The sequence below is a fragment of the Kribbella speibonae genome (genome assembly GCF_004331375.1).
Classification (GTDB): Bacteria; Actinomycetota; Actinomycetes; order Propionibacteriales; family Kribbellaceae; genus Kribbella; species Kribbella sindirgiensis.
Genome location: NZ_SJKC01000001.1, coordinates 2,204,499 through 2,229,007, shown reverse-complemented (window position 1 = coordinate 2,229,007; position 24,509 = coordinate 2,204,499). Strand labels below are relative to the sequence as shown.

Genomic DNA, 24,509 nt, shown 5'->3' with positions numbered 1-24,509 from the left:
CTGGGAGGATGCCGATCCTCGTCGTACCGACCACTGCCGTTCACCGATCGTTTCTCGCGGCCTGGGACGAGCTCGGTCCGGATCATGAGCGGTGGATGGGTGCGCGCGCCCACGCCGCCGGAGCCGAGGAGGACTGGACCCGGAACCAGGCCGCGGACCCGGCGGAGTTCGCACGGCTGGTCGCCGAGATCCGGCGCGAGGCCGAGCCGGACACTGCCCTGGCGCCGGGCATCGTGCACCAGACCGTGCTGTGGTTCGTGGACGGTCTCGAGTTCCTCGGCCGGCTCTCGATCCGGCACGACCTGACACCGGCGCTCACCGAGGTCGGCGGGCACATCGGGTACTGCGTCCGCCCTTCGGCCCGGCGGCGCGGGTACGCGACCCAGATGCTCACCCAGTCGCTCCCGATCGCCGCCGCCCTCGGCATCGAGCCGGCCCTGGTCACCTGCGACCTGGACAACACCGGATCGCGCAAGGTGATCGAGGCAGCTGGTGGCGAACTGGAAGACGAACGACACGGAAAGCTGCGCTTCTGGGTGCCGACACAGGTCGCCTGATGACCTATGGTCGGAGCTTATGAAGGTCGCCATTCTGACGCGTGAGTTTCCTCCGGACGTGTACGGCGGGGCCGGTGTGCACGTGGACTTCCTGGTCCGCGAGCTGCGCCGGCTGATCGACGTCGACGTCCACTGCATGGGCGAACCCCGGAAGGGCGCGACCGCGCATTCCGAGGACGACCCGCGGATCCCGAACGCGAACGCGGCGCTGCGCATCCTGTCCACGGACCTGACCATGACCGCGGCGGTCGGCGACGCGGACCTGGTGCACTCGCACACCTGGTACGCGAACATGGCGGGGCACTGGGCCAAGCTGCTGTACGGCGTACCGCACGTGGTGACCGCGCACTCGCTGGAGCCGCGCCGCCCGTGGAAGGCCGAGCAACTGGGCGGCGGGTACCGACTGTCCAGCTGGGCCGAGCAGACGGCGTACGAGGCGGCCGACGCGGTGGTCGCGGTGAGCCGCGGGATGCGTACCGACGTACTGGAGTGCTACCCGTCGATCGACCCGGCGCGCGTTCACGTGATCTCCAACGGCATCGACGCCGACTTCTACCGCCCGGATCCGTCGACGCATGTCCTCGAGCGGCTGGGCGTCGACCTGAATCGTCCGTACGTGACGTTCGTCGGCCGGATCACCCGGCAGAAGGGCGTACCGCACCTGCTCCGCGCGGGACTGCGCCTGGATCCGTCCGTACAGCTCGTGCTGCTGGCCGGCGCCGCCGACACGGTCGAGCTGAAGGCCGAGACCGACGCGCTGATCGACGACCTGAAGTCGGCCCGCGACGGCGTGTTCGTGGTGTCCGAGATGCTGCCGCGGGAGGAGGTCCGGCAGGTGCTGACGCACGCGCTGGCGTTCTGCTGCCCGTCGATCTACGAGCCGCTCGGGATCGTCAACCTGGAGGCGATGGCGTGTGAGACCGCGGTCGTGGCGAGCGCGGTCGGCGGCATCCCCGAGGTCGTCGACGACGGCGTGACCGGCACCCTGGTCGCGTACGACGAGAACGACCCGGACACCTTCGAGCGCGGTCTCGCGGACGGGATCAACGCGCTGGTCGACGACCCTTCCCGGGCAGAAGCGATGGGCAAGGCCGGGCGGGCACGCGCGGTCTCCGAGTTCGGCTGGGACGCCGTCGCGGGACGCACCGTCGACCTGTACAACAGCCTGCGCGGGTAGGCAAAACCCCACCTGCGACCGGGAGTTCGCACCATTCTGTGCGGCGACCGGCGGCGGTTGGCTTGAGGCATGACATCTCGCCTGACAAAGCCAATCGCCGCCACCCTCGCCACCGCCGCCCTCCTCACCTTCCCCCTCTCCGCCTACGGCGCGGTCCACCAGCCGCCCCTCTCCGAGGCTGCGGTCTCCAGCGTGCATACCCCACGTGGTGCGCTCGTCTCGGCCACGCCGGTCGCTCACCTGACAGCAGCTCAGCTGGATGCGGCCGCCGCCGACTTCCCGGGCACACCCCGCGCGGCGTACGGCGTCACGGCGTACCGCCTGATCTACCGGACGGTCGACGTCCACGGGCGCCCGACAACGGCGAGCGGGATCGTCGTACTTCCGGACGGACGCCGGGGCGCGCTGACCGTCGCGGAGTACCTGCACGGGACCACCGCAACCAAGGCGTACGCCGCATCCGTCGACGACACCTCGACCGACCGCCTGGTCACCGCCCTGTTCGCCGGTCAAGGACTGGTCGGCGTGGCACCCGACTACCTCGGCCTAGGCTTCGGCCCGGGCCTCCACCCATACATCGACACGAAGACCGAAACCTCCGCGTCCGCCGACCTGCTCCTCGCAGCGCGCACGTTCGCCGCCAAGCGCGGCATCGCGCTGAAGCGGGACGTCCTGGTAACCGGCTTCTCACAAGGCGGCCGAGCCTCCCTGGCCTTCGGACGCGCCCTGAGCCGCGGCGAGGTCGGACCGTTCCGTCTAGGTGAGATCCGGGCCGTCGCGGGACCCTACGACCTGGTCGGCGAAGAACTCCCGGCAGCGTTCGACGGCCGCGTTCTCCCGCCGACCGCGACCTTCTACCTCGCGTACTTCGTGACCGCGTGGAACCGGACCGTCGGCTTGTACAACAACCCGCGCGAGGCGTTCCAGGCGCCGTACGCCTCGACCGTCGAAGGGCTGTTCGACGGCTCCCATCCCTTCGAGGAGATCGTGGCCGGGCTGCCGGACACACCGGAGAAGCTGTTCACGCCGGAGTTCGCGGCGAAGCTGCAGCATCCGAGCGGACGGTTCCTGCGCGCCCTGCGGACGGCCGATCAGATCTGCCATGACTGGACGCCGCGGGTACCGGTGCACCTCTACAACGGGACGAAGGACACCGACGTGGTCGCCTCCAACGCCGACTCGTGCGCGACCTCGCTGCGCAAGCGCGGCGCGGACGTGACGGTGCACTCGATGGGCGCCGTCGACCATTTCGGCACGGCGTTCACGGCGTACCCGGAGATCATTCGGGCCTACGCTCGCTGGGCCTGACGCTCCGGTCGAGCGGCTCGCCCTGTGTCTGCTGGGATGCGGCCAGGCTGCCTAGCAGTGCTAGCAATTCCGCGTCGCGTGATCCGGGCACCGCGTGGAAGACGACCAGCGTCATGTTGTCGGTCCCGCCGATGGTGAGCTTGTCGCTCTGCAACGCGAGCTCGCCCACCTCGGGCAGCGTCAGCAGGCTCACCCGCCCGCGGCGGGGCCGCACGTCGTGCCGGGCCCACAGCTGCCGGAAGCGCTCGCTGCGCACCGAGAGGTCTCCGACCAGTTCCTTCAGGCGCGGATCGTCGACGTTCGACCCGAGCTCGGACCGGAGCGCGCCGACGCCCTCCTCGGTCAGGTCCTTCCAGTCCCGGCGAAGCGCGCGCTCGGCCGGATCGAGGAGCACGGTGGTGAGCAGGTTGACGCCGACGGCGTAGTTCGGCGAGAGCGCCGCGCAGAGCGCGTTCACCGCGAGTACGTCGGTATACCGGTTCTGCACGTACGCCGGGTTGTCCGACCAGCCGTTCATCAGCTCGACGATGCTCGCCGGCGCCTGCTCGATCCGGGATCGCGGGCGCGGCGCCGACCGCTCCTGGGCCAGGCCGAGGAGGTAGCTCGTGGCGTCGACGTCCAGGCGCAGTACGTCGGCGAGCGCTTCGAGGACCTGCACCGACGGATTGCGGTCCCGGCCCTGCTCGAGGCGGAGGTAGTAGTCGGAGCTGATACCGGCCAGCATCGCGACCTCCTCGCGGCGCAGCCCGGGCACGCGGCGACGGCCGATGCTCCGGATGCCGACGTCCTCGGGCCGCACCTGCTCCCGGCGAGCCCGCAGATAGTCACCCAGCGCGTTGTCCATGGTTTCCACGGTAGACCGGGTACGCCGCCGCAACCTGGGTCCTGTCACTCCCAGGAACAGCGAGGTACTCCCTGTTCGGTGCGCGCCGACGAACAGTGGAGACATGACGAACTCAACCATCACCCTCGCCGAGGACCTGACCATCACCCGGATGGGGTACGGCGCCATGCAGCTCGCCGGCGCAGGTGTCTTCGGACCGCCGAAGGACCGCGACCAGGCGATCGCCGTACTACGGGAGGCCGTCGTGCTCGGCGTCACGCACATCGATACCAGCGACTTCTACGGACCGACCGTGGTCAACGAGATCATCAAGGAGGCGCTGCACCCGTACCCGGCGGACCTGGTCCTGGTCACCAAGGTCGGCGCGCGACGCGGCGACGACGCCAGCTGGATCCCGGACCTCGCACCGGATGCGCTGCGCCGCCAGGTCCACGACAACCTCGAGCACCTTGGTCTCGACGTCCTCGACGTGGTCAACTTGCGCAGCATGGCGCACGAAGGCCACAGCGAGGAGTCGATCGCGGAGTCGTTCAGCACACTGGTCGAGCTCCAGCAGCAGGGCCTCATCAAGCACCTCGGCCTGAGCGGCGTGACGATCCCGCAGATCCGTGAGGCGCAGGCGATCGCGCCGATCGTGACCATCCAGAACCTGTACAACCTGGTGAACCGCGATGACGACGACGTGGTCGAGTACGCCGCGGCGCACGACCTCGCGTACGCGTCGTTCTTCCCGCTGGGCGGGTTCACCCCGCTGCAGTCCGAGACGCTGGCGAAGGTCGCGGCCCGGCTCGACGCCACTCCACAACAGGTCGCCCTGGCCTGGCTCCTCCAGCGCTCCGCAACCAGCGTCGTCATCCCGGGCACGTCGTCACTCGCCCACCTCCGCGAGAACATCGCCGCCCGCGACCTCGTACTCCCCGCCGACGCCGTCGCCGAACTCGACGCGATCGGCGCCTGACTTAGCGCAGTTCGCGCTGGAGCATCTGGATGAGGGCGTCGACGAGCTCGTCCACTCTCGTGGGTCCACCCACCAGATGCAGGGTTTGCGTCCGAGATCCGGGACGCAAACCCGGCATCTCGGACGCCAACCCACCAGATGCTGGGGATCGCGAGGAGCACGGTCGGGTTCGCCGACCGGCGTGGGGGGCGGTGTCAGCTGGCGAGCGGGGTACGGCGGGCGCGGGCGAACGCCTGCCGGATGCGCATCGCCGTACGCGCCGGATGCTCGAGGTCTGCCCAGGTGATCCGGACGACCTCCAGCCCCAAGGCCCGGAGGCGGTCTTCGCGCAGCTTCTCGCGGATCACCGCCTCACGAGTCCCCTCCCCGTACTTCGCCAGGCCGTCGAACTCGACGACGGTGTTGTACTCGGGGAAGTAGAAGTCCACGCGTCCGATGAAGCCGTCGGCATCCGCGAACTCCGCCTGCAGCACCGGCACCGGCATGCCCTCGTTGTGGAAGAGGAGCCGCAGCCGGGTCTCGCCGACGGACTCGGCCTGAGCATCGGCGAAGTCGAGCACCGCACGAATCCGCGGGCCGCCCGGCCAGTTGTGCGTGACCTCGCGCAGCCGGAGCAGCTCGTCCGCACTCACCTCCGGTCGCCGGAACGCCGCGTCGGCGCTGACCACCGCCGCCTCGAACGACGACGTACCGGCGACCTCGACCACTGCCCGGGTCAAGGCGGTCACGGCGAGCCCGGCGACGGCTGTCGCGTCCGAAGCACCGAGCCTCGATCGGTGGTGACGCACTCCGGTCTTCGGCCCGCTCCGCATGCCGGCCGCACGCGTCAACTGAACCTCGGACAGGTCAGCCTGCCAGACCGGTACGCCGTGCATGACCAGCGCGGAGTGGTGACTCACGACTGCGGATCCCGGGCACATGGAGTTCACGGCGGCGTGGACCAGGCGCCGGTGACGGAGGAGCTCGCGTTCCCAAGGCGGCAGGTCGCGCAGATCCAGGCACTCGGCGTACTGCCCATACCGAATCCGCTCCCAGCGCCCGTCGCCAAGCCGTCGACTGATCTGCTCCCGGGTGTAACCGGCGCTCATCGCCTGCGCTCTGCTGACCACACCGCCCTGCCCGGCCGCGATCGTCTTCAGTCGAGGATTCACCCCCCCAGCATCGGGCCCAGGCGCACTCCCCCGCTGCCCGTGACCGCAATCTGTGGATAGCCCTCTCGTGGGTCCACCCATCAGATGCCGGGTTTGCGTCCGAGATCCGGGATGCAAACCCTGCATCTCGGACGCCAACCCACCAAATGCGGCTGGGGGTGCGGGGTGCGGGGGGTGCGGGGGTCAGCCGATGCCGGAGGTTGGCGTGTCGGAGGCCAGCCAGGTGCTGAGTAGGCGGGCGCCGGCGCCGGTTGCGCCGATCGAGTACTCGAAGCGGTCGGCCGGCGACTCGGCGATCGACGACAGGTCGAGGTGCGCCCACGGCAGGTCGCCGGCGAACGCCTTCAGGAACAGCGCCGCGGTGATCGAGCCCGGACCCTTCGAGCTGTTCACCGAATCGGCGATCGGCGTCGAGATCAGGTCTTCGTACTCGGCCGGCAACGGCATCCGCCACAGTTCCTCACCGGACACCCGGCCGGCGTCCGCGAGGTTGTCCGCGAGCGCGTCGTCGGTCGCGAACATCCCGCCGTACAGCATCGCGCCGAGCGACACCTTGATCGCGCCGGTCAGCGTGGCGATGTCGACGAGTACGTCGGGCTTCAGCTCCTGCACGGCGTACGCGAGCCCGTCGGCGAGGACCAGACGGCCCTCGGCGTCGGTGTTCTTCACCTCGGTGGTGCGGCCGCCGAAGTGCCGGATCACGTCGTCCGGGCGGTACGCCGTACCGGACGGCATGTTCTCCGCGGCGCAGACCAGACCGGTCACGCGGACGTTCGCGCCGAGGTCGCGCAGCGCCGACAGGGTCGCGATCACGGAGCCGCCGCCGGTCATGTCGCGCTTCATCGACACCATGCCCTCGCGCGGCTTCAGCGACAGGCCGCCGGTGTCGTAGGTGATGCCCTTGCCGACAAGGACGACGTACGGCGTCTTCTTGGTCGCGCCCTTCGGCACGTAGTCGAGGCGGATCAGCCGCGGCGGGCGGGTCGAGCCCTGGCCGACCGCGAGGATGCCGCCGAACCCGTCGGCGGCGAGCTTCTTCTCGTCCCAGACCGTCACCTCGAGACCGGTCGCGGCGGCCACCTCGGTCGCCCGCGCGGCCAGCCAGGCCGGGTCCTTCTCGTTCGACGGGGTGATCGCGAGCTGCCGCGCGAGCCAGCCGGTGCGCCCGATCACGACACCGCGATCGATCACCGGCTGCCGCTTGTCCGCCGATCCGTCGGTCAGCGTGACGGTGCCGACGGCGGGCTTCCCCGCGTCGACGGTCTTCTGGGTGTACGAGAACGAGCCGAGGACGACGCCCTCGGCGAACGCCTGCAGCGCCGCGTCATCGATGCCCTCGGCAACGACGGTGGTCAGCTCGTCCTTGCCGCGGCCGAACCGCGCGATCGCCGCCCCGGCGTGTCGCAGGTCCTTGGCGCTCCCGTCACCGGCCCCGACCAGCAGGATCTCGGTCACCTCACCGGTCAGCAGCGGGTACGTCGCGGTCGCGCCGGCGGACGGGGTGAACCCAGTCGCGCGCTGCACCTCCAGCAGCCGGTCGAGGTCGACGCCGAGCCGCCCTCCGGCCTCCTTCGCGGCGGCCGGCAGGCCGTCCTGGTCACCGACGACGACAACCCACGTCGACGACCCGTGCACCGGCAGACCCGGCTGCCAGGCAACGACCGGAAGACTGGGAAAAGGAGACGAACTACCACGGCGAGCCACTGGGTCGAACCTCACTGTTTGATCAGATATGAGCTAGGCAACCGTAACGACCCCGGCCGGTGCCGCAAAGGGCACCCACCGGGGTCGGAATGATGTAGGTAAGGGGCGCGGACACACCCCCGGAGGACGTGATCAGCCGACGACGGCCTTCAGTGCGTTGCCGAGCTCGGTCGCTTCGTCGGCGTTCAGCTCGACGACGAGCCGGCCGCCGCCCTCGAGCGGAACCCGCATCACGATCCCGCGGCCCTCCTTGGTGACCTCGAGCGGACCATCGCCCGTCCGCGGCTTCATCGCCGCCATGCGCGCACCCCTTCCCAGTGTCGGTGTTGAGCGACGACACCGCGCTGGGAACCGTGACCGGCGCCGTTGCGGTGATGCGCCGTCGGCGCGTATCGCAGTGTGTATCGGACCCCATTATTCCCGATCCCGGGCCAGAGCCGTGCACCATACGGCAGACTCGAGTCTTGTGCACGCCCGTTCAGCCCTCTTCGACCTGTACGGCGACCACCTGCGCGCGCGAGGTGCGCAGGCCCCGGTCGCGGCTCTCGTACTGCTGCTCGCACCGCTCGGGGTCCACCCGCCCGCGGTCCGGACCGCCGTCTCGCGGATGGTCCGGCAGGGCTGGCTGGAGCCGGTCAGGATCGACGGCCAGCCCGGGTACGCGCTGACATCCCGGGCGCGTCGCCGCCTCGACGACGCCGCCGCGCGCATCTACCGGACCACGCCCGACGGCACGCCGGTGGAGACCGGTTCGGAGGGACCGGGCGACTGGGACCGGCACTGGCACCTGGGCATTCTCCGCGAGGTCCCGAACGCCCGGCGCCGCGAGCAGCTGGCGAGCCAACTCTCCTTTCTGGGTTGGGCTCCGCTGTCCGACGGCGCGTGGGTCGGGCTGCGCAACGACGCCGAGGTGGACCAGATCCTGGGCCTGGAGGGCATCGCCGCGGACCGGTTCCGGGCCCCGGTCGACGCCGGCGCGGTCGAGTTCGCCCGGCGGGTCTGGAAACTCGACGAGCTCGGCGCGTCGTACGACGCCTGGCTGATCGAGGCGAAGGCCCTGGTGGACGCGGCCGGCACGGAAACCGGCGACGAGCAGGCGTTCGCCGTCCGGTCGGAACTGGTGCACGAGTGGCGCAAGTTCCTGTTCCGGGATCCGGGCCTGCCGGACGAGCTGCTGCCGGCCGACTGGGCCGGGACGAAGGCGGCCGCGTTCTTCGATTTCCATGCGGAACGATTGGGCCCCGCGGCCGGGCGTTTCGTCGACGACTGCCTGACACAGCACTGAAAATCTCACTGACCGTCAAGGAGCTGACCACGATGAGTGATTCCGTTTTGTACACCGTCGACGCGGGTGTCGCGACGGTCACCCTGAACCGGCCGGATGCGATGAACGCGCTCGACACGCCGACCAAGGTGCAGCTCCGCGACACGATCCTGGCTGCCGCCGACGACCCGGCCGTGCGCGTCGTCGTACTGACCGGGACCGGCCGGGCGTTCTGTGTCGGGCAGGACCTGAAGGAGCACATCGGGCTGCTGCAGGCCAACGACCAGGCGGCGCTGTGGAGCACAGTGCCGGACCATTTCGCGCCGATCGCGCTCGCGCTCGCCGAGATGCCGAAGCCGGTGATCGCGGCGATCAACGGCGTGGCGGCCGGCGCCGGCGCGTCGATGGCGTTCGCGTGCGACTTCCGTGTCGTCGCCGACACCGCGGGTTTCAACCTCGCGTTCACCGGTATCGCGCTGTCCTGCGATACCGGGATCTCCTGGACGCTGCCCCGCCTGATCGGGCACGCGAAGGCACTTGAGCTGCTCTACTTCCCGCGGACCGTCCCCGCCGCCGAGTCCCTCGACCTGGGCCTGGCCACCTCGGTCGTCCCTGCCGCCGACCTCGAGACCGCCGTCGCCGAACTGGCCGCCAAACTCGCAGCCGGCCCCACAGTCGCGTACGGCGCCGTCCGCCAGTCCCTCGGCTACTCGGCAAGCCACACGCTCGCCGAGGCCCTGGTCTTCGAGGCCGGAAAGATGCAGGAAACCGGCGCCACGGAAGACCACCACAACGCGGTGGAGTCCTTCGTGGCCAAACAGAAACCCACCTTCACCGGCCGCTGATACCACGGGTCCAGCCTCTTGTAATCGTTTACGTAAGCGATTACAACCTGACGTGTGAGGAAACTGCTGCTACCGGTCCTGACCGCCGCCACGCTGGTCGGGAGCCTCGTCGTCCCCGGATCCACCGCCGCGCCGACCGCCGAGCCGGGAGTCATCCAACCCGCCGCAGTGCGGTCGGCGACGCTCGGCGAGGACATCAACTACAACGTCTACCTCCCCGCCGGGTACGACGCCTCGGACCGGCGCTACCCGGTCATCTACCTGCTGCACGGGCGCGGGGACTCGATGAGCGCCTGGACGCAGGTCAAGAGCCGCCTGGACAAGCTGATCGGGAACGGCGAGATCCCGCCGACGATCGCGATCATGCCGGACGCGCCGTGGAGCAGCCGGGCCAGCTGGTACGTCGACTCGGCGTACAAGGGATCCGATCCGGGACGACCGGTCGAGACCGCGTTCTTCAAGGACCTGGTGCCGCAGATCGACGCGAAGTACCGCACCATCGCGGACCGCACCGGCCGCGCCGTCGCCGGTTACTCGATGGGCGGCGCCGGCGCGCTCCGGTACTCGCTGGCGCACCCGGACGTGTTCGGCGCGGCGATCGCCCTCAGCCCGGCCGCGTACTTCCCGCTGCCGCCGAGCGATTCGAGCACCCGCGATTTCGGTGCCTTCGGCAAGGGTCAGGACCCGTTCGTCGAGTCGACGTACCTGAAGCTGAACTGGCCCGCCGCGCTGAAGTCGTTCGCGGCGACCGGGTTGCGGTCGCATCTGTTCCTCGCGGTCGGCGACGACGAGTACAAGAACCCGAAGCCGATCGACGCCACCCACGACCTCGACTTCGAGACGCATGTGGTGTTCAACCAGGCGGCGCGGGTGCCGACCCTCACGTCGGAGTTCCGGGTCGTCGACGGAGGGCACGACTGGGACGTGTGGGGGCCGACGTTCGCCGAAGGCGCGAAGTACATCTTCCAGTACCTCGGGAAGCCGCCCGCCACGCCGATGCGGGCCGTGATCACCGGGACGCCGGGCGAGGACCGCGCGGGCGGAACCGCAACAGATGCCTCAGGCAACATTTATCAGGCGGTCGCGGCGGCGGGCGCGCTGGACGGGCAGCCGTACGCCGGCGGCACGGACGTCGCGCTGATCAAGTATCGCGCCGACGGATCGCGGGAGTGGACGCGATCGCTGGGAACCGCCGGCACAGAACGCGCGTACGGCGTTGGGGTCGACGCCGACGGGCGGGTCGTGGTGACCGGCTACACGAACGGCGACCTGGACGGCGCGCATGCGGGGAACGCCACGGACGACGCGTTCGCGGCGCAGTACGACGCCGACGGGAATCGCCGGTGGCTGACGCAGTTCGGCGTACCAGGGGTGGCGGATCGGAGCTACTCGGTAGCCGTCGACGGGACCGCGGTGTACGTCGGCGGTTACACGAAAGGCGCGCTGGGCGGGGCGAATCAGGGCGACAAGGACGTGTTCGTCGCGCGGCTCGACGCGGACGGGAAGCAGGTGTGGTTGCGGCAGACCGGCAGTGCGGGCGAGGACAAGGGCATGTCCGTCGCGGTCTCGGGCGGCGCGGTCTACCTGGCCGGGATGACGGCCGGCGAACTCGGTACGTCGGCCGGCGGGATCGACGGATTCCTCGCGCGCTACTCGGCCGGCGGCGATCCGGTGTGGACGAAACAGCTCGGCACTGCTGCCTCCGACGAGGTGTGGGGCGTCGCCGCTGATCCGACGGGTGGGGTCTATCTGACCGGTTACACGGCAGGCGATTTCGCCGGCCCGTTGGTCGGCGACAAGGACATCCTGGTCGCGCGCGCCGACGCAGACGGCGTACTGACGTGGCGGGATCAGATCGGGACGACCGGCAACGACAAGGGCGCCGCGGTGGCAGTGGATGCGGGCGGTGCCGTGTACGTCGGCGGCTTCACGGACGGATCGTTGGAGACACCACTGGGCAAGTTCGACGGCGTACTGACGAAGTACTCGCCGGACCATGCGCGCAGCTGGACGCGACAGTTCGGTACGGCGGACGATGACGCGGCAGATGCTTACGCCGAAGCGAATCTGTACCTGACGACGACCTCAGCCGGCACCCAACTGTCCGGTCTGACCGGAACCGATGTGTTCCGAACGGCGTTCACCGCGGACGGCACGAACACGCTGCCGTAGCGGGGTGTCCGGGGCAGCTTCACCGGACACCCTCCAACGTTTGGTGGGCTCCACGACCACGTTCCGGCAGGGCGAGTCACGGCCGGACAACCACCTGACAGTCGGGGAGCCCGCTGAACACCTCATCACGTTCAGTGCCCGAAGCACAACTCGTTCAGCCGTTTGTCTTTTGATTCCGCCAAAGTACCTTTTGCATCTGCAAAAGGCTTCTGCACGTGCACGCGGATTACCGGGCTATACAGGTCTTCAGGTGGTCGTTCACGATGCCCGTGGCCTGCATCAACGCGTACGCCGTGGTGGGTCCGACGAAGACGAAACCCTTCTTCTTCAAGGCCTTCGACATCGCCACGGACTCCGGCGTCGTGGCCGGTACGTCGGCCAGCGTCTTCGGGACCGCGTGCTTCGCCGGCCGGAACGACCACAGCAGGTCGGTGAACTCGCCGTCGGCCAGCTCGAGCAGCGCCCGCGCGTTGGAGATCGTCGCGTTGATCTTCAGCCGGTTGCGGACGATGCCCGGATCGGCCATCAACCGGTCGAAATCCGCGTCGTCGAACTTCGCGATCGTCTCCGGATCGAACCGCGCGAACGCGGCGCGGAAGTTCTCCCGTTTGCGCAGGATCGTGATCCACGACAGCCCCGACTGGAACCCCTCGAGCGTCATCCGCTCGAACAGCGCGACATCGCTGCGGATCTCCTTGCCCCACTCGGTGTCGTGATACTCGACGTACTCCGGTGCGGACGTCGCCCAGCCGCAGCGCGGCTGACCGTCCGGACCGACGACCGTCATGCGCCGGCCTCCTTGACCAACCGCCGCAGCGAGATCCGCATCATCACCTCGAACGCCGGGCGCACCACCGGCCAGGCGAACGCCCCCAGGCGACCGAGCGGCGGTACGACGTCCTCCGACCAGGTGAACGTGCTGCCGACCGGCTCGCCGCGGAGCGCTCGCGGCTCGATGGCGAACGTCCCGGTGCCGCGGACGAGCTTGCCGAGATGTTTCACCGTGCACTCGCGCGGCGGATCCCAGTGTGTGATGACCATGTCGTCAGTGAACCCGACGCCACCGACAGAAGTCCGCGCCGCGACTCCCCCGCCGACGCCGACACCGTCGTTCTCGGTCGACCAGACGCGCGTGAACAGCATCCAGCGGGACTGGCGCTCCCAGTCCATCACCACGTCCCAGGCGACCTCAGGCGCCAGCCGCAACCCGATCGACGCCTCCGCGTGACAGCTCCTCGTCGCGTCCATCAGCTCGGGCGCTGATACGCCCCTTCACCCTGCTGATCCGCAGGCGGCCAAAACCGCCACCCTTCCTCATCCCCCTGCTCCCCCTGACCCTCCTGCTCCTGCGCCTGCTGCTTCTGGGCCGGCTGGTCCGCGGGTGGCTGCTGTGCGGCGGTGGGCTCGTCCGGCGTCTGCTCAGGCGGCAGCGACGTCCAGTGGGGGGCGGGGGGCTCTGCGGGAGGCTCTGCGGGGGCTGAGTCCGGCTGGTGGTTCTGCTGAGCGGGCGGTTGCTGATGCGGTGCCGGCGTACGGCGTGGGGTCACCGGTTGGGACTGAGCTTCCAGTACGGCGCGAGCCTCCGCCTGGAGACGCTCGTACTCATCGGCAGCTGCCTGGACCGCCCGCGGCAACTCGGTCGTCTCCGGCTCGTCATCCGCCTCGTCAGCACCGGTCGCGACATCCGACTCAGTGTCCGCTGCCTCAGCCGCCTCTGACCCGGCGGACTCCTCTGGGTCCTTGGGCTCGGCTGCTGGAGTGGGCTGGATGGCGGGGTCCGGGAAGGCGCCGCCGACCAGGATCGGCTGCTGCGTTCCGGTGTCCTCGAACTCGGCCGGGTCGTACGGGCGGGAGCTGAACCCGTGCCCGTCCGGCGCCTCGACGATCGGGGCGACCGCACGCTCCAGGTCGGCGATCCGGCGGTCACGTTCGGCGACCTCCTTCGCGACCCGTTCGAGCAGCGTGTCGACCTCGTCCATCCGGTAGCCGCGCACCCCGACCGCGAACCGCGCCGACTCGATATCGGTCGACGTGAGCGCCTGCCGGGCCGGCACGGTCATGTCGGGCCGGTCGTCGTACGCCGTGCTCATGGCACCCCAACGACCCGAGGCGACTACCGCGACAGCCCCGATCAACAGCACCACGATCAGCCCGAAGAACCACATCACGGGACCGATCGTGCCATGCCCGGCGAGTCAACCGCGAAAACCCCCGGCAATTCAGCTCCCGTCCGAGCCGAGACGGTGTGCTCGGCGGGCCGGGTCGTTCGCCGCGTCGACCTCGCGCGCGGCCTCCTGGGCGGCTTCCTCGGCGGCCTCGTCGGCGAGTTCGCCGGCCTTGACGATGTAGCTGATCGCCTCGTCGACGTCGTCGGTGACGACGAACATCTCCAGGTCGGCGGCCGAGATCTTCCCGTCCTCGAGCATCGTGGTCCGCAGCCAGTCGACCAGCCCGCCCCAGTACGACGTACCGAACAGGACGACCGGGAACGACGTGACCTTCCGGGTCTGCGCCAGCGTGAGCGCCTCGAACATCTCGTCCAGCGTGCCGAACCCGCCCGGCATCACCACGAACCCCTGGGCGTACTTCACGAACATCGTCTTCCGGGTGAAGAAGTACCGGAAGTTCATCCCGATGTCGACCCACTCGTTCAGGCCGTTCTCGAAGGGCAGCTCGATACCGAGCCCGACCGACACCCCGCCGGCCTCGGACGCGCCCTTGTTCGCGGCCTCCATCACACCCGGTCCGCCGCCGGTGATCACGGCGTACCCGGCCTCGACCAGTTTCCGCCCGAACTCCTCGGCGGCGCCGTACATCGGGTCGTCCACCTTGGTCCGCGCCGACCCGAACACGCTGATCGCCGCGCCGAGCTCGGCCAGCATGCCGAAGCCTTCGATGAACTCCGACTGGATCCGCAGCACCCGCCACGGGTCGGTGTGCACCCAGTCCGACGGCCCGCGGCTGTCCAGCAGCCGCTGCTCGGAGGTCGAGTGCTGCACCTGGTTCCGCCGCATCGTGACCGGCCCGCGCTGCTGCTGGCCGACCGGACGGTCGGGGTGGATCGATGGTTCTGACATGCCTCCAGGTTATTGCCTGGCCGGTAACCGGGCGCGTTCACGCGCGGTCTGTCAACCAACTCCTCAGCCGCTGTTCACACAGCTCGATCTCGGCCTCGGGAACGAACTCGTCCTGCTTGTGCGCGTACAGCGGGTCGCCCGGCCCGTAGTTCACCGCCGGTACGCCGAGCAGCGTGAACCGGGCCACGTCCGTCCACCCGAACTTCGGCTGCGGCTCCCCGCCCACCACCTGCAGGAACGCCGCCGCGGCCGGTCGCTCGAGCCCCGGCAGCCCGCCCGGGGCGGAGTCCGTGACCACCACGTCGTACCCCTCGAAGACCTCACGCAGATGCGCCTCGGCCTCCTCCTCGGACCGGTTCGGCGCGAACCGGTAGTTGATCGTCACCGTGCACAGATCCGGTACGACGTTGCCGGCGACACCGCCCGTGATCGCGACCGCGTTCAGCCCCTCGCGGTACTCGAGGCCGTCGATCGGCACCCGTCGCGGTTCGTACGCCTGGAGGCGCGCGAGCACCTCACCCGCCGTGTGGATCGCGTTCGACCCCATCCACGACCGGGCCGAGTGCGCCCGCTCGCCGCGGGTGGTCACCTCGATCCGCATCGTGCCCTGGCAGCCGGCCTCGACGACCGCGTTCGACGGCTCCATCACGACCGCGAACACGCCTTCGAGCAGCTCCGGGTTGGAGCGGGTCAGCTTGAACAGGCCGTTCCGCTCAGCTTCGATCTCCTCGCAGTCGTAGAACACGTACGTGACGTCCCGGTTCGGCGCGTCGAGGGTCGCGGCGAGCCGCAGCCCGACCGCGACGCCGCCCTTCATGTCGCACGCGCCGAGGCCGTGGATCAGCCCGTCGGCGCGGCGGGCCGGGAGGTTGTCGTTGAGCGGCACTGTGTCGAGGTGACCGGCGAGGACGACGCGCTCGGCGCGGCCGAGGTCGGTGCGGGCGACGACGGTGTTGCCGTGCCGGAAGACCTTCAGGTGCGAGTACGCCGAGAGCGCCTTCTCGACCTTGTCCGCGAGCTTCTCCTCCGTGCCGCTGACCGAGGAGACGTTGACCAGCGCCTCGGTCAGGTCGGACGCGGACACGGTCAGATCGAGCTTCATGGAGCCTCCGGGGGCAGGAACACGCAGAATTCGTTGCCCTCGGGGTCGGCGCAGACGTTCCAGCCGATCTCGTCGTCCTTGGGCCGCAGCAGTGTCGCACCAGCGTCGAGCACGGGCTGCAGGGCGGGTGCGGTGACATCCCAGTGCACGCGGTTCTTGACCGTCTTCGGCTCCGGGACCGGGTTGAAGACCCAGTACCGGAACGGCAGACCGGGGACGTTCTCGAGCCAGTGGTACGGCCGGCCCTCGCGACTCGAGAAGTCGCCGCCGACGACGTTCGCCCACCACCGGGCCTGCGCCTCCGGGTCGGCCGAGTCGACGATCAGCTCCATCAGCCGGTACGCCGGGACCGTCTCGCGGACGAACCCGCAGAACTCACCGCCCTCCGGGTCGGTTAGCACCGTCCACTGCTGGTCCGGCGTCTCCGGGGAGAGGACCGTCGCGCCGGAGCGTTCGAGGTCCGCGACGGCACCGGTGATCACGTCGAGGTGCACACGGTTCTTCACGGTCTTCGGCTCCGGGACCTTGCACATCCAGATGGTCTTCTCCGGGAGGTCCCCGACGAGCACGTTCGGGTTGTCGGCCGGCACGGTCAGCCCGATCGCCTGTCCCCAGAAGGCGGCCATCCCGCTCGGGCTCGCCACGTCCACACACAGGTCCTTGAACCGCGCGACGCTCATACCGCACAGATTATCCGGCGGTCCGTTTCCGGTAGTGCCGGTTCACCCGCTCGCGATTCCCGCACGCCGGCGAACACCACGTCTGCCGCGGGTCGTCCTGCAGGAAGTACTTCACACACCGCGCGGCCGGGCACGCCCGCAACCGCGCGCGATCCGGCCCCACCAGAAAGTCGATCGCCGACCGCCCAACCGCCCCCACGAGCAACGCGACCGGATCCGCGGTCCGCGGCACGCGCTTGGTCGCCGGAGCCGCGCCCTCCACCCACTCCAACTGCTCGCACCCCAACGCCTCCGCCGCCCGGTTCACGATCCGCAGCGCGTCCTCGACCCCCATCAGTCGCCCGGCGTCCGCCGTACTAGGAGCCCCGGGCGCAACCGCCCGAGCAAACAACGCCCGCACCGCACCCCGCATGCGAACTAGCTCCTCCCGAGCGTTGGGGAGGATTTCTTCCCGAATCGGGTGGGAAACCCTCCCCAACCCGTCCCCCAGCACCTCCGCGACCAGGGTCTCGTGCTGGTTCAGCCACGCGGCGGTCTGCTCCGGCGTCGACAGGAGGTCCGCGACGCCGCCGTGCCCGTCGTGCCTGATCGTGGCGGCCAGAGCGAAGGCCAGCGTGGTCATGTGATGATCCTAATGGGATATTCGATTGATGGCATGTGGATTCGTGCTCTAGTGTCTCGAACCGTGAGCGATCTCCGCACCCGCCTCCGCGCCGTACCAACGCTGACCGGGACCCCGCCGTCGTGGGATCCGTCGCAGACTCCCGAGACGCCGTACCAGCTGTTTGTCGAGTGGTTGCTGGCAGCGATCGACCGTGACGTGGTCGAGCCGTGTGCGGCCACGTTGTCGACGGTCCGCGCCGACGGACGGCCGAACGCGCGCGTGCTGATCCTCAAGAACGTGACGGAGGACGGCTGGCAGTTCGCGTCGTCGTCGACCAGCCGCAAGGGCGAGGAGCTCGAGACCACGCCGTACGCCGCTCTGACGTTCTACTGGATCCCGCTTGGTCGCCAGGTCCGTGTCTCGGGGCGAGTCGTGCCCGCCCCGGCGGAGGAATCGGCCCGCGACTTCCTGCTCCGCCCGCCCGCGGCCCGGGCGGAAGCGCTCGTCGGGCGGCAGAGCGCCGTACTCGCGGACCGCGCCGACATCGATCCCGCGGCGCAGGAGCAGGCCGACCGGATCGCCGCGGATCCCGAGCTGATCGCACCGAACTGGACGCTGTACACGCTGCGTGCCGACGAGGTCGAGTTCTGGCAGGCCGACCCGGACCGCCGGCACCTGCGACTGCGTTACCGCCTGGACGAGAACTGGACGAAGGAGCTGCTGTGGCCCTGAACGAAGTACGTGCGATCGCCGACCAGTTGCTGGCCGTGACGGCAGACCTCGACGACGCCACCGCCCGCGGCGCGTCCGGCCTGCCCGGGTGGTCGCGCGGGCATGTGATCACCCATATCGCGAACTTCTCCGAGGCGATGACGCGTCAGGTCGACGAGGCGCTGCAGGGCCGGCTCGTCGAGGTGTACGACGGTGGGCGCCCGGCACGCGACGCCGCGATCGAGGCCGGCGCCGACCGCCCCGCCGCCGAGCTCCGCTCCCACCTGACGCAGGCCGTCACGACCTTGCTCGCCTCCTGGGAGAAGGTCGGCCCAACCGACTGGCCCCTCCCGATCCTGCACCGCAACAGCAACCTCTCCGCAGGCCTCCAGGCGACGTGGCGCGAACTCACCATCCACACCACAGACCTCGACCTCGGCATCACCGCCACCACCTGGTCCGACGACTTCTGCCTCCACCTCCTGGACTTCCTCCGCCCCCGCACCCCCGACAACACCCACCTGACCCTCAAGTCCCCCACCCACACCTGGGACAACGGCACCGGCAACGAAGTCACCCTCGAAGGCCCCTTCACCGCCCTAACCGCCTGGTACGCCGGCCGCCCAACCCCAGCCCCCGTCACAGGCCCGACCCCAGAACTCCTCCCCTGGCCGTAGAACCCGTCTCGCCGGCGCAGCGGACCCGCACCACTCACCAACCCCACCCGCCGGCACCCCAAGAGCCACCGCCAAGCGTGCAACCACCCAACCCGCGCAGGTTGGTGAGTGTTGGGGGTCCGCCCCAGCGCAGAAGAGCACCGAAATCAGACGCCGCCCGCCGTGGCATCGGCGTGCGAGCTACCCGGCCTGGTCGCTCGCGCCGACGACGAGCCGGTCGGCGTACTGCTACACCGAAGGCTTTCCCGGAGGCAGCCGAGATCCACCTGATGGCGATCTCCCCCGACTGGCACCGGCGCGGCATCGGTACAGCGATGGTCAACCGACTGATAACAGACCTGGGCCGCACCGAATGCCAACTCCTCCAGGTCAAAACACTCGGCCCTTCACGACCACACGCCGGCTACGCAGCAACCCGCGCGTTCTACCGAGCCGCCGGTTTCCTCCCCCTCGAAGAGCTGAAGGACCTGTGGGGAAACAACCCCTGCCTCCTGATGGTCAAGCCACTCAACGTGAGCTGAGGAGGAAGTCAGCTGACGGTGAAGTCGTCGATCTGGATCCAGGTGTCTTGGTTGGGGGCGTTGAAGCCGGTGTAGACGGTTAGTTCGTGGGTGTTGGGTGGGACTTTCACTGTGACCTCGTGGTGTACGTAGCCGGTGCCGGCGCCGAAGGTGGTGGTGGCGAGGTCGGTGGTTCCGGTGCGGACGCCGAAGCGGCCCTGGTCGGCGGGGAGGTTTGCTGATGCGTTGACCCAGGCGCCGAACGTGTACGTCGTACCCGGGACAACCGGCACGTTCTGGTACAGCGCGTTCCAGCCCGTGCACGTACAGCGGATCCATCCGTTGTTGGCGCCGGAGTGTGCGAAGCCCAGGCCGCGGTCGACGCCGTTGGCCGCCGTACCTTCGAAGTGCCACGCCGGCTTGCCGCTGCCGGTGCCCTCGAATCCGCCGTCGGCGAGCTGCGACACGTAGCGAACCGCGACCTCGGAAACAGTCGTGTACGAACGCGTACCACCCGGCAGGCCGATCACCCGGACCCCGTCGGTCTCCTGCACCGGGAACGTGATCGTGTACGTCGTGTTCGCGCCGGCCGACGCATCACCCGAGTACGCCGGCGACACGGTCTGCGCCCCGACCTCGACCCACTGTCCGCCCTGCCGAACCTGGACCCGTGGCCGCCCGGTGAAGTACCCGCCCTCGGCCGACACCGCCCCGGACGTGAACTCCACGTTGTTCACCTTGTGCCGCGCGGGCCACTCGTAACCCCACCACGAGGCGCCCTTCACCTCGTCGTCGAAGTCCGATTCACTGCCGGTGCGAGCGCCGTCGTTCAGCGCCGCGAGACTGCCCGACTGCGTCGACTTCGAGATCGCGACCGCACCGGTCGAAGGAGCGGCCAGGTTGTCCGCTCCCGGCAGGTTCGACGCCGGCCGGTCGTCAGCAGGTGTCAGGACCAGCTTGCGCAGGTTGAAGTTGTAGACCGACGTACCGATACCGCCTCCGCCACAAGGACAAACGTTTGCCTGCAGGTACATCGTCTTTCCGTCCGGCTGCACGAACTTCGACGGGATCGTCACGCCGTACCCGCCGTACTTCGAGGTCGACCACGGGTACCCGCCGAAGTCCTTCGAGAGGAAGTGCTTCCACGGCCCCCACGGCGTCGGCGACTCGTAGAACTCGAAGGTGTACTCCGTCCACGACGTGTACACGTACCGCTTCTGCTGGGCCAGGTACGTGACACCGCCCTGACTGATCACGCTCAGGTTGGACGCGTTCGGCCCGTACGTCTGCGCGTACAGCCGCCGCTGGTCGTCGAGCACCGGCTTGCGATCGGCGATCTTCGCGGACCACCCGGACCCGGTGTAGAACTTCCACGCGCTCCGGTTCTGCACGTCACGCTTGGGCACCCGCGCCAGGAAAACGCTCTGCGGATCGGCGACGGTGTCGTCGAACGAGTCCCGCCAGTTCCCGTCCAGCCCGTACGCGTACACGTACCCGTCCGGCGCCAGCGACCCGCCGCGCCCGAAGTCCGCGAACCAGATCGTCGTGAAAACGTGTTCCGCGAACATCGGCTTCGACTTGTCCCACGTCCACGTGCGCCCGTGGTCGGTCGACTTCAGGATCGTCGCCGCCGGTACGTCGTTGAAGTCGAGCGCTAGGTCCTGGACGGCGAGGTACATCGTGTCGCCGACGCACACCATCCCGGTCGGCTTCCGGTTGTACCCGGCGCCGCTCCAGACCGGCCCGACCTGGTCCCCGCGAGAGATCGTTGCCCCGGACAAGTTTCCCGGCGTACCGGTGATCTCGCTGACCGCGATGTCGGCGAAGTCGCCGTCGACGCTGAACCCCTTGCCGTCGCCGTTCGCGGCGTACAGCTTGTCGTTGCCGGCCCAGCACGACGGCCACAGGTCGCCGTCGCTCTTGCTGGGCATGCCCTTCGACTCCACCTGGGCGGTGCCGATCGCGTTCACGGTGGCGGCCTCCCGCGGGTTGGCGGACTGGTTCGAAGACTGGGTCAGGAGTGCCGCCGTCCCGAAGACCAGCGGCAGGACAGCGAGCAAGGCCCCACGCTTCATGGGCGATCCCTTCCGGCACCCCGAGGGGCAATCGATTTCTCGCAATGTACGAGTGACGACTACGACGGTCAAGGGCCGATGGGACGCCGATCCGGTCAGCATGGGCGATTCCCGCCTGTACACAAGGGTTTCGACCTGGGCTCACACGTTGACACCACCCGACCCCACTGCCTAATCTGCGGAAATCGATTTCTGAGATGAGAGGCACTGGGATGCCAGTTGTGCCGAACCGTGCGTCCGTCCACCGCACGGCCGACGAGCTGTCCAGAGACCTGGTCGCCAGGGGGCTGCAAGCGGCGCGGGACGCCATCGAGACCGAAGCCGCCGCTGTATCGGCGCTCGCCGACCGCCTGGACGGGGTGTTCCTGGACGTACTGATCGCGGTCGCCCGCTGCGAGGGTCACCTGGTGGTGACCGGCCTCGGCAAGTCCGGTCTGGTCGGACGGAAGATCGCCGCGACGCTCGCGAGCACAGGTACGCCGGCCACGTTCATCCACTCCGGCGACGCGTTGCACGGGGACTCCGGCGCCGTGACGTCCCGCGATCTCGTCCTGGCGCTGTCCGCATCCGGCGAGACCGCCGAGGTGTGTGAGTTCGCCCGGATGTTGCGGGCGCGCCAGATCCCCGTGATCGCGATGACCGGTCGCGAGGAGTCGACGCTCGCGCAACTGGCGACGTACACGCTCGACACGATGGTGCTCCGCGAGGCGGATCCGCTGAACCTGGCGCCGACCGCGTCGACGACCGCCTCACTCGCGATGGGCGACGCGCTGGCGTGCGCACTCGTCGTCCTGCGGGAGTTCAGCCACCACGACTTCGCGCGGTTCCACCCGTCCGGTGCCCTCGGCAAGCGTCTCTCGGAGGACCAGGCATGAATGATGTCTGTGTACTCGGGTCGTTCATGAAGGATCTGGTCGCGTCGGCGGAGCGGCGGCCGTTGCCGGGCGAGACGCTGCACGGCACCGGGTTCGCGGAGTTCCTCGGCGGCAAGGGCGTGAACCAGGCGATCGCGGCGGCCCGGATGGGTGCGCGGACCGCGATCATCGGGACGATCGGCGAGGACCGGTACGGCGAGGAGTTCCTGGAGCTCCTGTCCGCGAACGGGGTCGACACCTCGTGGGTCGTGCGGCACCCGTCGCTCGGCACCGGGGTCGGACTGCCGCTGGTACTGCCGGACGGCGGGAACTCGATCATCATCGTGTCCCGCGCGAACGCGGCGATCACGGCGCCCGACGTCGAGGCCGCGACCGACGTACTGACCGCGAGCAAGGTGCTGAGCGTGCAACTCGAGCTCCCGGTCGAGGCGAGCCACACCGCCCTCCGGCTCGCCTCGGCCGCGGGCGTCACCACGATCCTGACGCCGGCCCCGGTCGGTCCGGTCGACCCGACGCTGGCGGCGTACGTCGACATCCTGGTGCCGAACGAGGTGGAGGCGGCGGCCCTCACCGGGCTGAACTGCGACGACGAATCGCAGGTGCCGATGATCGCGCGCAAACTCGCCGAGGACTGGGACCTGCGGGCGTGTGTGGTGACGCTCGGATCCCGGGGCGCGTACGTCCTGGACCGGGTCGGCGGGTTCGAGGAGCGGATCGCCGCGTTTGACGTGGACACCGTCGACACGGTCGGCGCGGGGGACGCGTTCTGCGGATCGCTGGCCGCTTCGCTCGCACATGGGGCCGGCCTGGTGGACGCCGTAAGGCTCGCGAACGCGGCGGGCGCCCTCTCGACCACGGTGAACGGCGCCGCCGACTCCGCACCATCACACGCCGCAGCGCTGGCACTACTGGAAGGTGTCACGTCGACGACATGAGATCCTTTGCGTCGGATCGGCGTTAGAGTGCGATCCAGACGACCATCGGATCTCCAGCGGGGAGCGGGTATGACGACGATCTACGACGTAGCGCGTAGGTCGGGGGTGTCACCGGCGACGGTGTCACGCGTGCTGAGCGGCCGGCGGAACGTGGATCCCGAGCTCTCGGAGAAGGTCCGGGCCGCGGTCGCCGAGCTCGGGTACCGGCCGAACGGGGTCGCGCGGAACCTGCGCAAGTCCTCGACGAACCTCTGGGCAGTCGTCATCTCGGACATCGAGAACCCGTTCTTCACCTCGCTGGTCCGCGGGCTCGAGGACGTCGCGCAGACCGAGGGGTACCACGTCGTCCTCTGCAACTCCGACGAGGACTCGGCCAAGGAAGCGGCGTACGCGTCGGCGGTCCTGACCGACCAGATGGCCGGCGTCGTGATCTCCCCGACGTCGACGGCCGAGGGCGTGCACCTGCTCGCGAACGCGAAGATCCCGCTCGTGATGATCGACCGCCGCGTGGAGGGCGTCGAGGCCGACACCGTGCTGGTCGACAACGAGCACGGCGCGTTCGAGGGCGTCAAACACCTGATCGACGGCGGATACCGGCGGATCGCCTGCATCACCGGCCCGCGCAAGGTGTCGACCGCGATGGACCGCCTGGCCGGGTACCGGTCGGCGCTGCGGGCCGGCGGCATCCGGTACGACAAGGACCTGGTCCGGCACGCCGACTTCCGCGAGGCCGGCGGGTACGCCGCGATGGAAAGCCTGCTCGAACTCCCCGACCCGCCCGAGGCGCTGTTCGCCACCAACAACCTGATGACCGTCGGCGCCCTCGAATGCCTCGCGAAGAAGGGCCTGCGGGCACCCGACGACATCGCGATCGTCGGCTTCGACGACATCCCCTGGGCCGACCTCGTCGTCCCCAGCCTCACCACCGTGGCGCAGCCGACGTACGAGCTGGGCCGCACCGCCGGCCTCCTCCTGAAAGACCGAACCGCCTCCCCCGGCCGCCCACCCTCCACCGTCACCCTCCGCACCGAACTCCACATCCGAGCCACCTCCGCCCCCAAGAAGTAACCCCGCCGAAAGGCCACCCGCACCCCAGCAGCTGAGGTCGGCGGAGTCTCCCAAATGAGGGGTGACCCCGGAGTTGCAGGGTTGCCCACCGAGAATCTGAGGGGGCAACCCTGCAACTGAGCGGTTGCCCCCCGAGTTGGAGGGTTGTGGGGTCGGGGTCGTACGTGACACGCACGCGCCGCAGGCGCCGACAAGACAGCCGCCGCGCAGCGGTGTCCGGTCTGG

General features: G+C 69.4%; 25 protein-coding genes. 13 read left to right on the top strand and 12 right to left on the bottom strand.

Annotated features, from left to right (window positions below; genetic code table 11):
- The first annotated feature begins 8 nt into the window (after nucleotides 1–8).
- From E0H92_RS11270 to E0H92_RS11260, 3 genes are all read left to right on the top strand, one after another.
- Nucleotides 9–557 (top strand): GNAT family N-acetyltransferase, encoded by a 549-nt coding sequence (locus E0H92_RS11270; protein ID WP_131496167.1) that lies wholly within the window; start codon nucleotides 9–11, stop codon nucleotides 555–557.
- A 19-nt stretch (nucleotides 558–576) separates the two neighbouring features.
- Nucleotides 577–1,734 (top strand): glycogen synthase, encoded by a 1,158-nt coding sequence (gene glgA, locus E0H92_RS11265; RefSeq protein WP_131496166.1) that lies wholly within the window; start codon nucleotides 577–579, stop codon nucleotides 1,732–1,734.
- Nucleotides 1,735–1,803: 69 nt separating this feature from the next.
- Nucleotides 1,804–3,042: an alpha/beta hydrolase gene (locus tag E0H92_RS11260; RefSeq protein WP_131496165.1), complete on the top strand. Its 1,239-nt coding sequence runs from the start codon at nucleotides 1,804–1,806 to the stop codon at nucleotides 3,040–3,042.
- Here E0H92_RS11260 and E0H92_RS11255 read toward each other — a convergent pair.
- Nucleotides 3,014–3,886 (bottom strand): helix-turn-helix domain-containing protein, encoded by an 873-nt coding sequence (locus tag E0H92_RS11255; protein WP_131496164.1) that lies wholly within the window; start codon nucleotides 3,884–3,886, stop codon nucleotides 3,014–3,016. The genes E0H92_RS11260 and E0H92_RS11255 overlap by 29 nt on opposite strands.
- Before the next feature lie 103 nt (nucleotides 3,887–3,989).
- On the opposite strand from E0H92_RS11255, the gene E0H92_RS11250 reads away from it, so the two are divergent.
- Nucleotides 3,990–4,844, top strand: coding sequence for an oxidoreductase (locus E0H92_RS11250; protein WP_131496163.1), 855 nt, complete (start codon nucleotides 3,990–3,992; stop codon nucleotides 4,842–4,844).
- A 194-nt stretch (nucleotides 4,845–5,038) separates the two neighbouring features.
- Here the strand turns inward: E0H92_RS11250 and E0H92_RS11245 are convergent, their stop codons facing one another.
- The 3 genes from E0H92_RS11245 to E0H92_RS11235 all read right to left on the bottom strand — a co-directional run bounded on the left by E0H92_RS11245 (nucleotide 5,039) and on the right by E0H92_RS11235 (nucleotide 7,999).
- Nucleotides 5,039–5,995, bottom strand: a complete 957-nt coding sequence (locus E0H92_RS11245) for a type IV toxin-antitoxin system AbiEi family antitoxin domain-containing protein (RefSeq protein WP_165549745.1) — start codon at nucleotides 5,993–5,995, stop codon at nucleotides 5,039–5,041.
- Between the two features lie 183 nt (nucleotides 5,996–6,178).
- Nucleotides 6,179–7,630 carry a leucyl aminopeptidase family protein gene (locus tag E0H92_RS11240; protein WP_238173375.1) on the bottom strand — a complete coding sequence of 484 codons (1,452 nt, stop codon included), beginning with the start codon at nucleotides 7,628–7,630 and terminating at the stop codon, nucleotides 6,179–6,181.
- Nucleotides 7,631–7,831: 201 nt separating this feature from the next.
- Entirely contained in the window at nucleotides 7,832–7,999 is a 168-nt protein-coding gene (locus E0H92_RS11235) for a DUF3117 domain-containing protein (RefSeq protein ID WP_012923066.1), read from the bottom strand.
- 166 nt (nucleotides 8,000–8,165) lie between these two features.
- On the opposite strand from E0H92_RS11235, the gene E0H92_RS11230 reads away from it, so the two are divergent.
- The 3 genes from E0H92_RS11230 to E0H92_RS11220 are packed head-to-tail and all read left to right on the top strand — an operon-like array spanning nucleotide 8,166 to nucleotide 11,980.
- Nucleotides 8,166–8,984: a PaaX family transcriptional regulator gene (locus tag E0H92_RS11230; protein ID WP_131467311.1), complete on the top strand. Its 819-nt coding sequence runs from the start codon at nucleotides 8,166–8,168 to the stop codon at nucleotides 8,982–8,984.
- Nucleotides 8,985–9,016: 32 nt separating this feature from the next.
- Nucleotides 9,017–9,808 carry an enoyl-CoA hydratase/isomerase family protein gene (locus E0H92_RS11225; protein ID WP_131467310.1) on the top strand — a complete coding sequence of 264 codons (792 nt, stop codon included), beginning with the start codon at nucleotides 9,017–9,019 and terminating at the stop codon, nucleotides 9,806–9,808.
- A 54-nt stretch (nucleotides 9,809–9,862) separates the two neighbouring features.
- A complete protein-coding gene (locus E0H92_RS11220) occupies nucleotides 9,863–11,980 on the top strand; it encodes an alpha/beta hydrolase-fold protein (protein ID WP_131496160.1) in 2,118 nt (705 codons plus the stop codon).
- Nucleotides 11,981–12,206: 226 nt separating this feature from the next.
- Here the strand turns inward: E0H92_RS11220 and E0H92_RS11215 are convergent, their stop codons facing one another.
- The 7 genes from E0H92_RS11215 to E0H92_RS11185 are packed head-to-tail and all read right to left on the bottom strand — an operon-like array spanning nucleotide 12,207 to nucleotide 17,461.
- The gene (locus tag E0H92_RS11215) at nucleotides 12,207–12,767 is read right to left on the bottom strand and encodes a DNA-3-methyladenine glycosylase I (RefSeq protein WP_131467308.1); all 561 of its coding nucleotides are present in this window, start codon (nucleotides 12,765–12,767) and stop codon (nucleotides 12,207–12,209) included.
- Complete coding sequence (locus tag E0H92_RS11210; RefSeq protein WP_131467307.1) at nucleotides 12,764–13,228, bottom strand: SRPBCC family protein; 465 nt, start codon at nucleotides 13,226–13,228, stop codon at nucleotides 12,764–12,766. Before E0H92_RS11210 ends, E0H92_RS11215 begins: the two co-directional genes overlap by 4 nt.
- Nucleotides 13,228–14,145, bottom strand: coding sequence for a DivIVA domain-containing protein (locus E0H92_RS11205; protein WP_238153429.1), 918 nt, complete (start codon nucleotides 14,143–14,145; stop codon nucleotides 13,228–13,230). The genes E0H92_RS11210 and E0H92_RS11205 overlap by 1 nt, the downstream gene beginning before the upstream one ends.
- A 54-nt stretch (nucleotides 14,146–14,199) precedes the next feature.
- Nucleotides 14,200–15,057: an LOG family protein gene (locus E0H92_RS11200; protein WP_131467305.1), complete on the bottom strand. Its 858-nt coding sequence runs from the start codon at nucleotides 15,055–15,057 to the stop codon at nucleotides 14,200–14,202.
- A 37-nt stretch (nucleotides 15,058–15,094) separates the two neighbouring features.
- The gene (gene dapE, locus E0H92_RS11195; RefSeq protein ID WP_131467304.1) at nucleotides 15,095–16,159 is read right to left on the bottom strand and encodes a succinyl-diaminopimelate desuccinylase; all 1,065 of its coding nucleotides are present in this window, start codon (nucleotides 16,157–16,159) and stop codon (nucleotides 15,095–15,097) included.
- Entirely contained in the window at nucleotides 16,156–16,839 is a 684-nt protein-coding gene (locus E0H92_RS11190) for a VOC family protein (RefSeq protein ID WP_131496159.1), read from the bottom strand. Before E0H92_RS11190 ends, dapE begins: the two co-directional genes overlap by 4 nt.
- A 10-nt stretch (nucleotides 16,840–16,849) precedes the next feature.
- Nucleotides 16,850–17,461 (bottom strand): CGNR zinc finger domain-containing protein, encoded by a 612-nt coding sequence (locus E0H92_RS11185; protein WP_131496158.1) that lies wholly within the window; start codon nucleotides 17,459–17,461, stop codon nucleotides 16,850–16,852.
- Nucleotides 17,462–17,524: 63 nt separating this feature from the next.
- Here E0H92_RS11185 and E0H92_RS11180 point away from each other — a divergent pair, with 63 nt between their 5' ends.
- The 3 genes from E0H92_RS11180 (at nucleotide 17,525) to E0H92_RS11170 (ending at nucleotide 19,352) form a co-directional block, all read left to right on the top strand.
- Nucleotides 17,525–18,175 (top strand): pyridoxine/pyridoxamine 5'-phosphate oxidase, encoded by a 651-nt coding sequence (locus tag E0H92_RS11180; RefSeq protein ID WP_238153399.1) that lies wholly within the window; start codon nucleotides 17,525–17,527, stop codon nucleotides 18,173–18,175.
- Complete coding sequence (locus tag E0H92_RS11175; RefSeq protein WP_131496157.1) at nucleotides 18,166–18,831, top strand: maleylpyruvate isomerase family mycothiol-dependent enzyme; 666 nt, start codon at nucleotides 18,166–18,168, stop codon at nucleotides 18,829–18,831. Before E0H92_RS11180 ends, E0H92_RS11175 begins: the two co-directional genes overlap by 10 nt.
- 77 nt (nucleotides 18,832–18,908) lie before the next feature.
- Nucleotides 18,909–19,352, top strand: coding sequence for a GNAT family N-acetyltransferase (locus E0H92_RS11170; protein WP_338068850.1), 444 nt, complete (start codon nucleotides 18,909–18,911; stop codon nucleotides 19,350–19,352).
- An 8-nt stretch (nucleotides 19,353–19,360) separates the two neighbouring features.
- On the opposite strand, the gene E0H92_RS11165 is transcribed toward E0H92_RS11170, so the two are convergent.
- Nucleotides 19,361–21,406, bottom strand: a complete 2,046-nt coding sequence (locus E0H92_RS11165) for a DUF4185 domain-containing protein (RefSeq protein ID WP_165549744.1) — start codon at nucleotides 21,404–21,406, stop codon at nucleotides 19,361–19,363.
- Between the two features lie 212 nt (nucleotides 21,407–21,618).
- Here E0H92_RS11165 and E0H92_RS11160 point away from each other — a divergent pair, with 212 nt between their 5' ends.
- The 3 genes from E0H92_RS11160 to E0H92_RS11150 all read left to right on the top strand — a co-directional run bounded on the left by E0H92_RS11160 (nucleotide 21,619) and on the right by E0H92_RS11150 (nucleotide 24,284).
- Nucleotides 21,619–22,281 carry a KpsF/GutQ family sugar-phosphate isomerase gene (locus E0H92_RS11160; RefSeq protein WP_238173374.1) on the top strand — a complete coding sequence of 221 codons (663 nt, stop codon included), beginning with the start codon at nucleotides 21,619–21,621 and terminating at the stop codon, nucleotides 22,279–22,281.
- On the top strand, nucleotides 22,278–23,216 hold the full coding sequence (locus E0H92_RS11155) for a ribokinase (RefSeq protein ID WP_131496154.1): 939 nt from the start codon (nucleotides 22,278–22,280) through the stop codon (nucleotides 23,214–23,216). The genes E0H92_RS11160 and E0H92_RS11155 overlap by 4 nt, the downstream gene beginning before the upstream one ends.
- 69 nt (nucleotides 23,217–23,285) lie before the next feature.
- Nucleotides 23,286–24,284, top strand: coding sequence for a LacI family DNA-binding transcriptional regulator (locus E0H92_RS11150; RefSeq protein WP_131285633.1), 999 nt, complete (start codon nucleotides 23,286–23,288; stop codon nucleotides 24,282–24,284).
- Nucleotides 24,285–24,509 lie beyond the last annotated feature (225 nt).

Coding starts and splice junctions, on each gene's coding strand:
- E0H92_RS11255 (WP_131496164.1), bottom strand. CDS start 3,886: ATGGACAACGCGCTGGGTGACTATCTGCGGGCTCGCCGGGAGCAGGTG.
- E0H92_RS11185 (WP_131496158.1), bottom strand. CDS start 17,461: ATGACCACGCTGGCCTTCGCTCTGGCCGCCACGATCAGGCACGACGGG.
- E0H92_RS11260 (WP_131496165.1), top strand. CDS start 1,804: ATGACATCTCGCCTGACAAAGCCAATCGCCGCCACCCTCGCCACCGCC.
- E0H92_RS11205 (WP_238153429.1), bottom strand. CDS start 14,145: ATGTGGTTCTTCGGGCTGATCGTGGTGCTGTTGATCGGGGCTGTCGCG.
- E0H92_RS11190 (WP_131496159.1), bottom strand. CDS start 16,839: ATGAGCGTCGCGCGGTTCAAGGACCTGTGTGTGGACGTGGCGAGCCCG.
- E0H92_RS11225 (WP_131467310.1), top strand. CDS start 9,017: ATGAGTGATTCCGTTTTGTACACCGTCGACGCGGGTGTCGCGACGGTC.
- E0H92_RS11200 (WP_131467305.1), bottom strand. CDS start 15,057: ATGTCAGAACCATCGATCCACCCCGACCGTCCGGTCGGCCAGCAGCAG.
- E0H92_RS11215 (WP_131467308.1), bottom strand. CDS start 12,767: ATGACGGTCGTCGGTCCGGACGGTCAGCCGCGCTGCGGCTGGGCGACG.
- E0H92_RS11270 (WP_131496167.1), top strand. CDS start 9: ATGCCGATCCTCGTCGTACCGACCACTGCCGTTCACCGATCGTTTCTC.
- dapE (WP_131467304.1), bottom strand. CDS start 16,159: ATGAAGCTCGATCTGACCGTGTCCGCGTCCGACCTGACCGAGGCGCTG.
- E0H92_RS11165 (WP_165549744.1), bottom strand. CDS start 21,406: ATGAAGCGTGGGGCCTTGCTCGCTGTCCTGCCGCTGGTCTTCGGGACG.
- E0H92_RS11210 (WP_131467307.1), bottom strand. CDS start 13,228: ATGGACGCGACGAGGAGCTGTCACGCGGAGGCGTCGATCGGGTTGCGG.
- E0H92_RS11250 (WP_131496163.1), top strand. CDS start 3,990: ATGACGAACTCAACCATCACCCTCGCCGAGGACCTGACCATCACCCGG.
- E0H92_RS11160 (WP_238173374.1), top strand. CDS start 21,619: ATGCCAGTTGTGCCGAACCGTGCGTCCGTCCACCGCACGGCCGACGAG.
- E0H92_RS11155 (WP_131496154.1), top strand. CDS start 22,278: ATGAATGATGTCTGTGTACTCGGGTCGTTCATGAAGGATCTGGTCGCG.
- E0H92_RS11235 (WP_012923066.1), bottom strand. CDS start 7,999: ATGGCGGCGATGAAGCCGCGGACGGGCGATGGTCCGCTCGAGGTCACC.
- E0H92_RS11150 (WP_131285633.1), top strand. CDS start 23,286: ATGACGACGATCTACGACGTAGCGCGTAGGTCGGGGGTGTCACCGGCG.
- glgA (WP_131496166.1), top strand. CDS start 577: ATGAAGGTCGCCATTCTGACGCGTGAGTTTCCTCCGGACGTGTACGGC.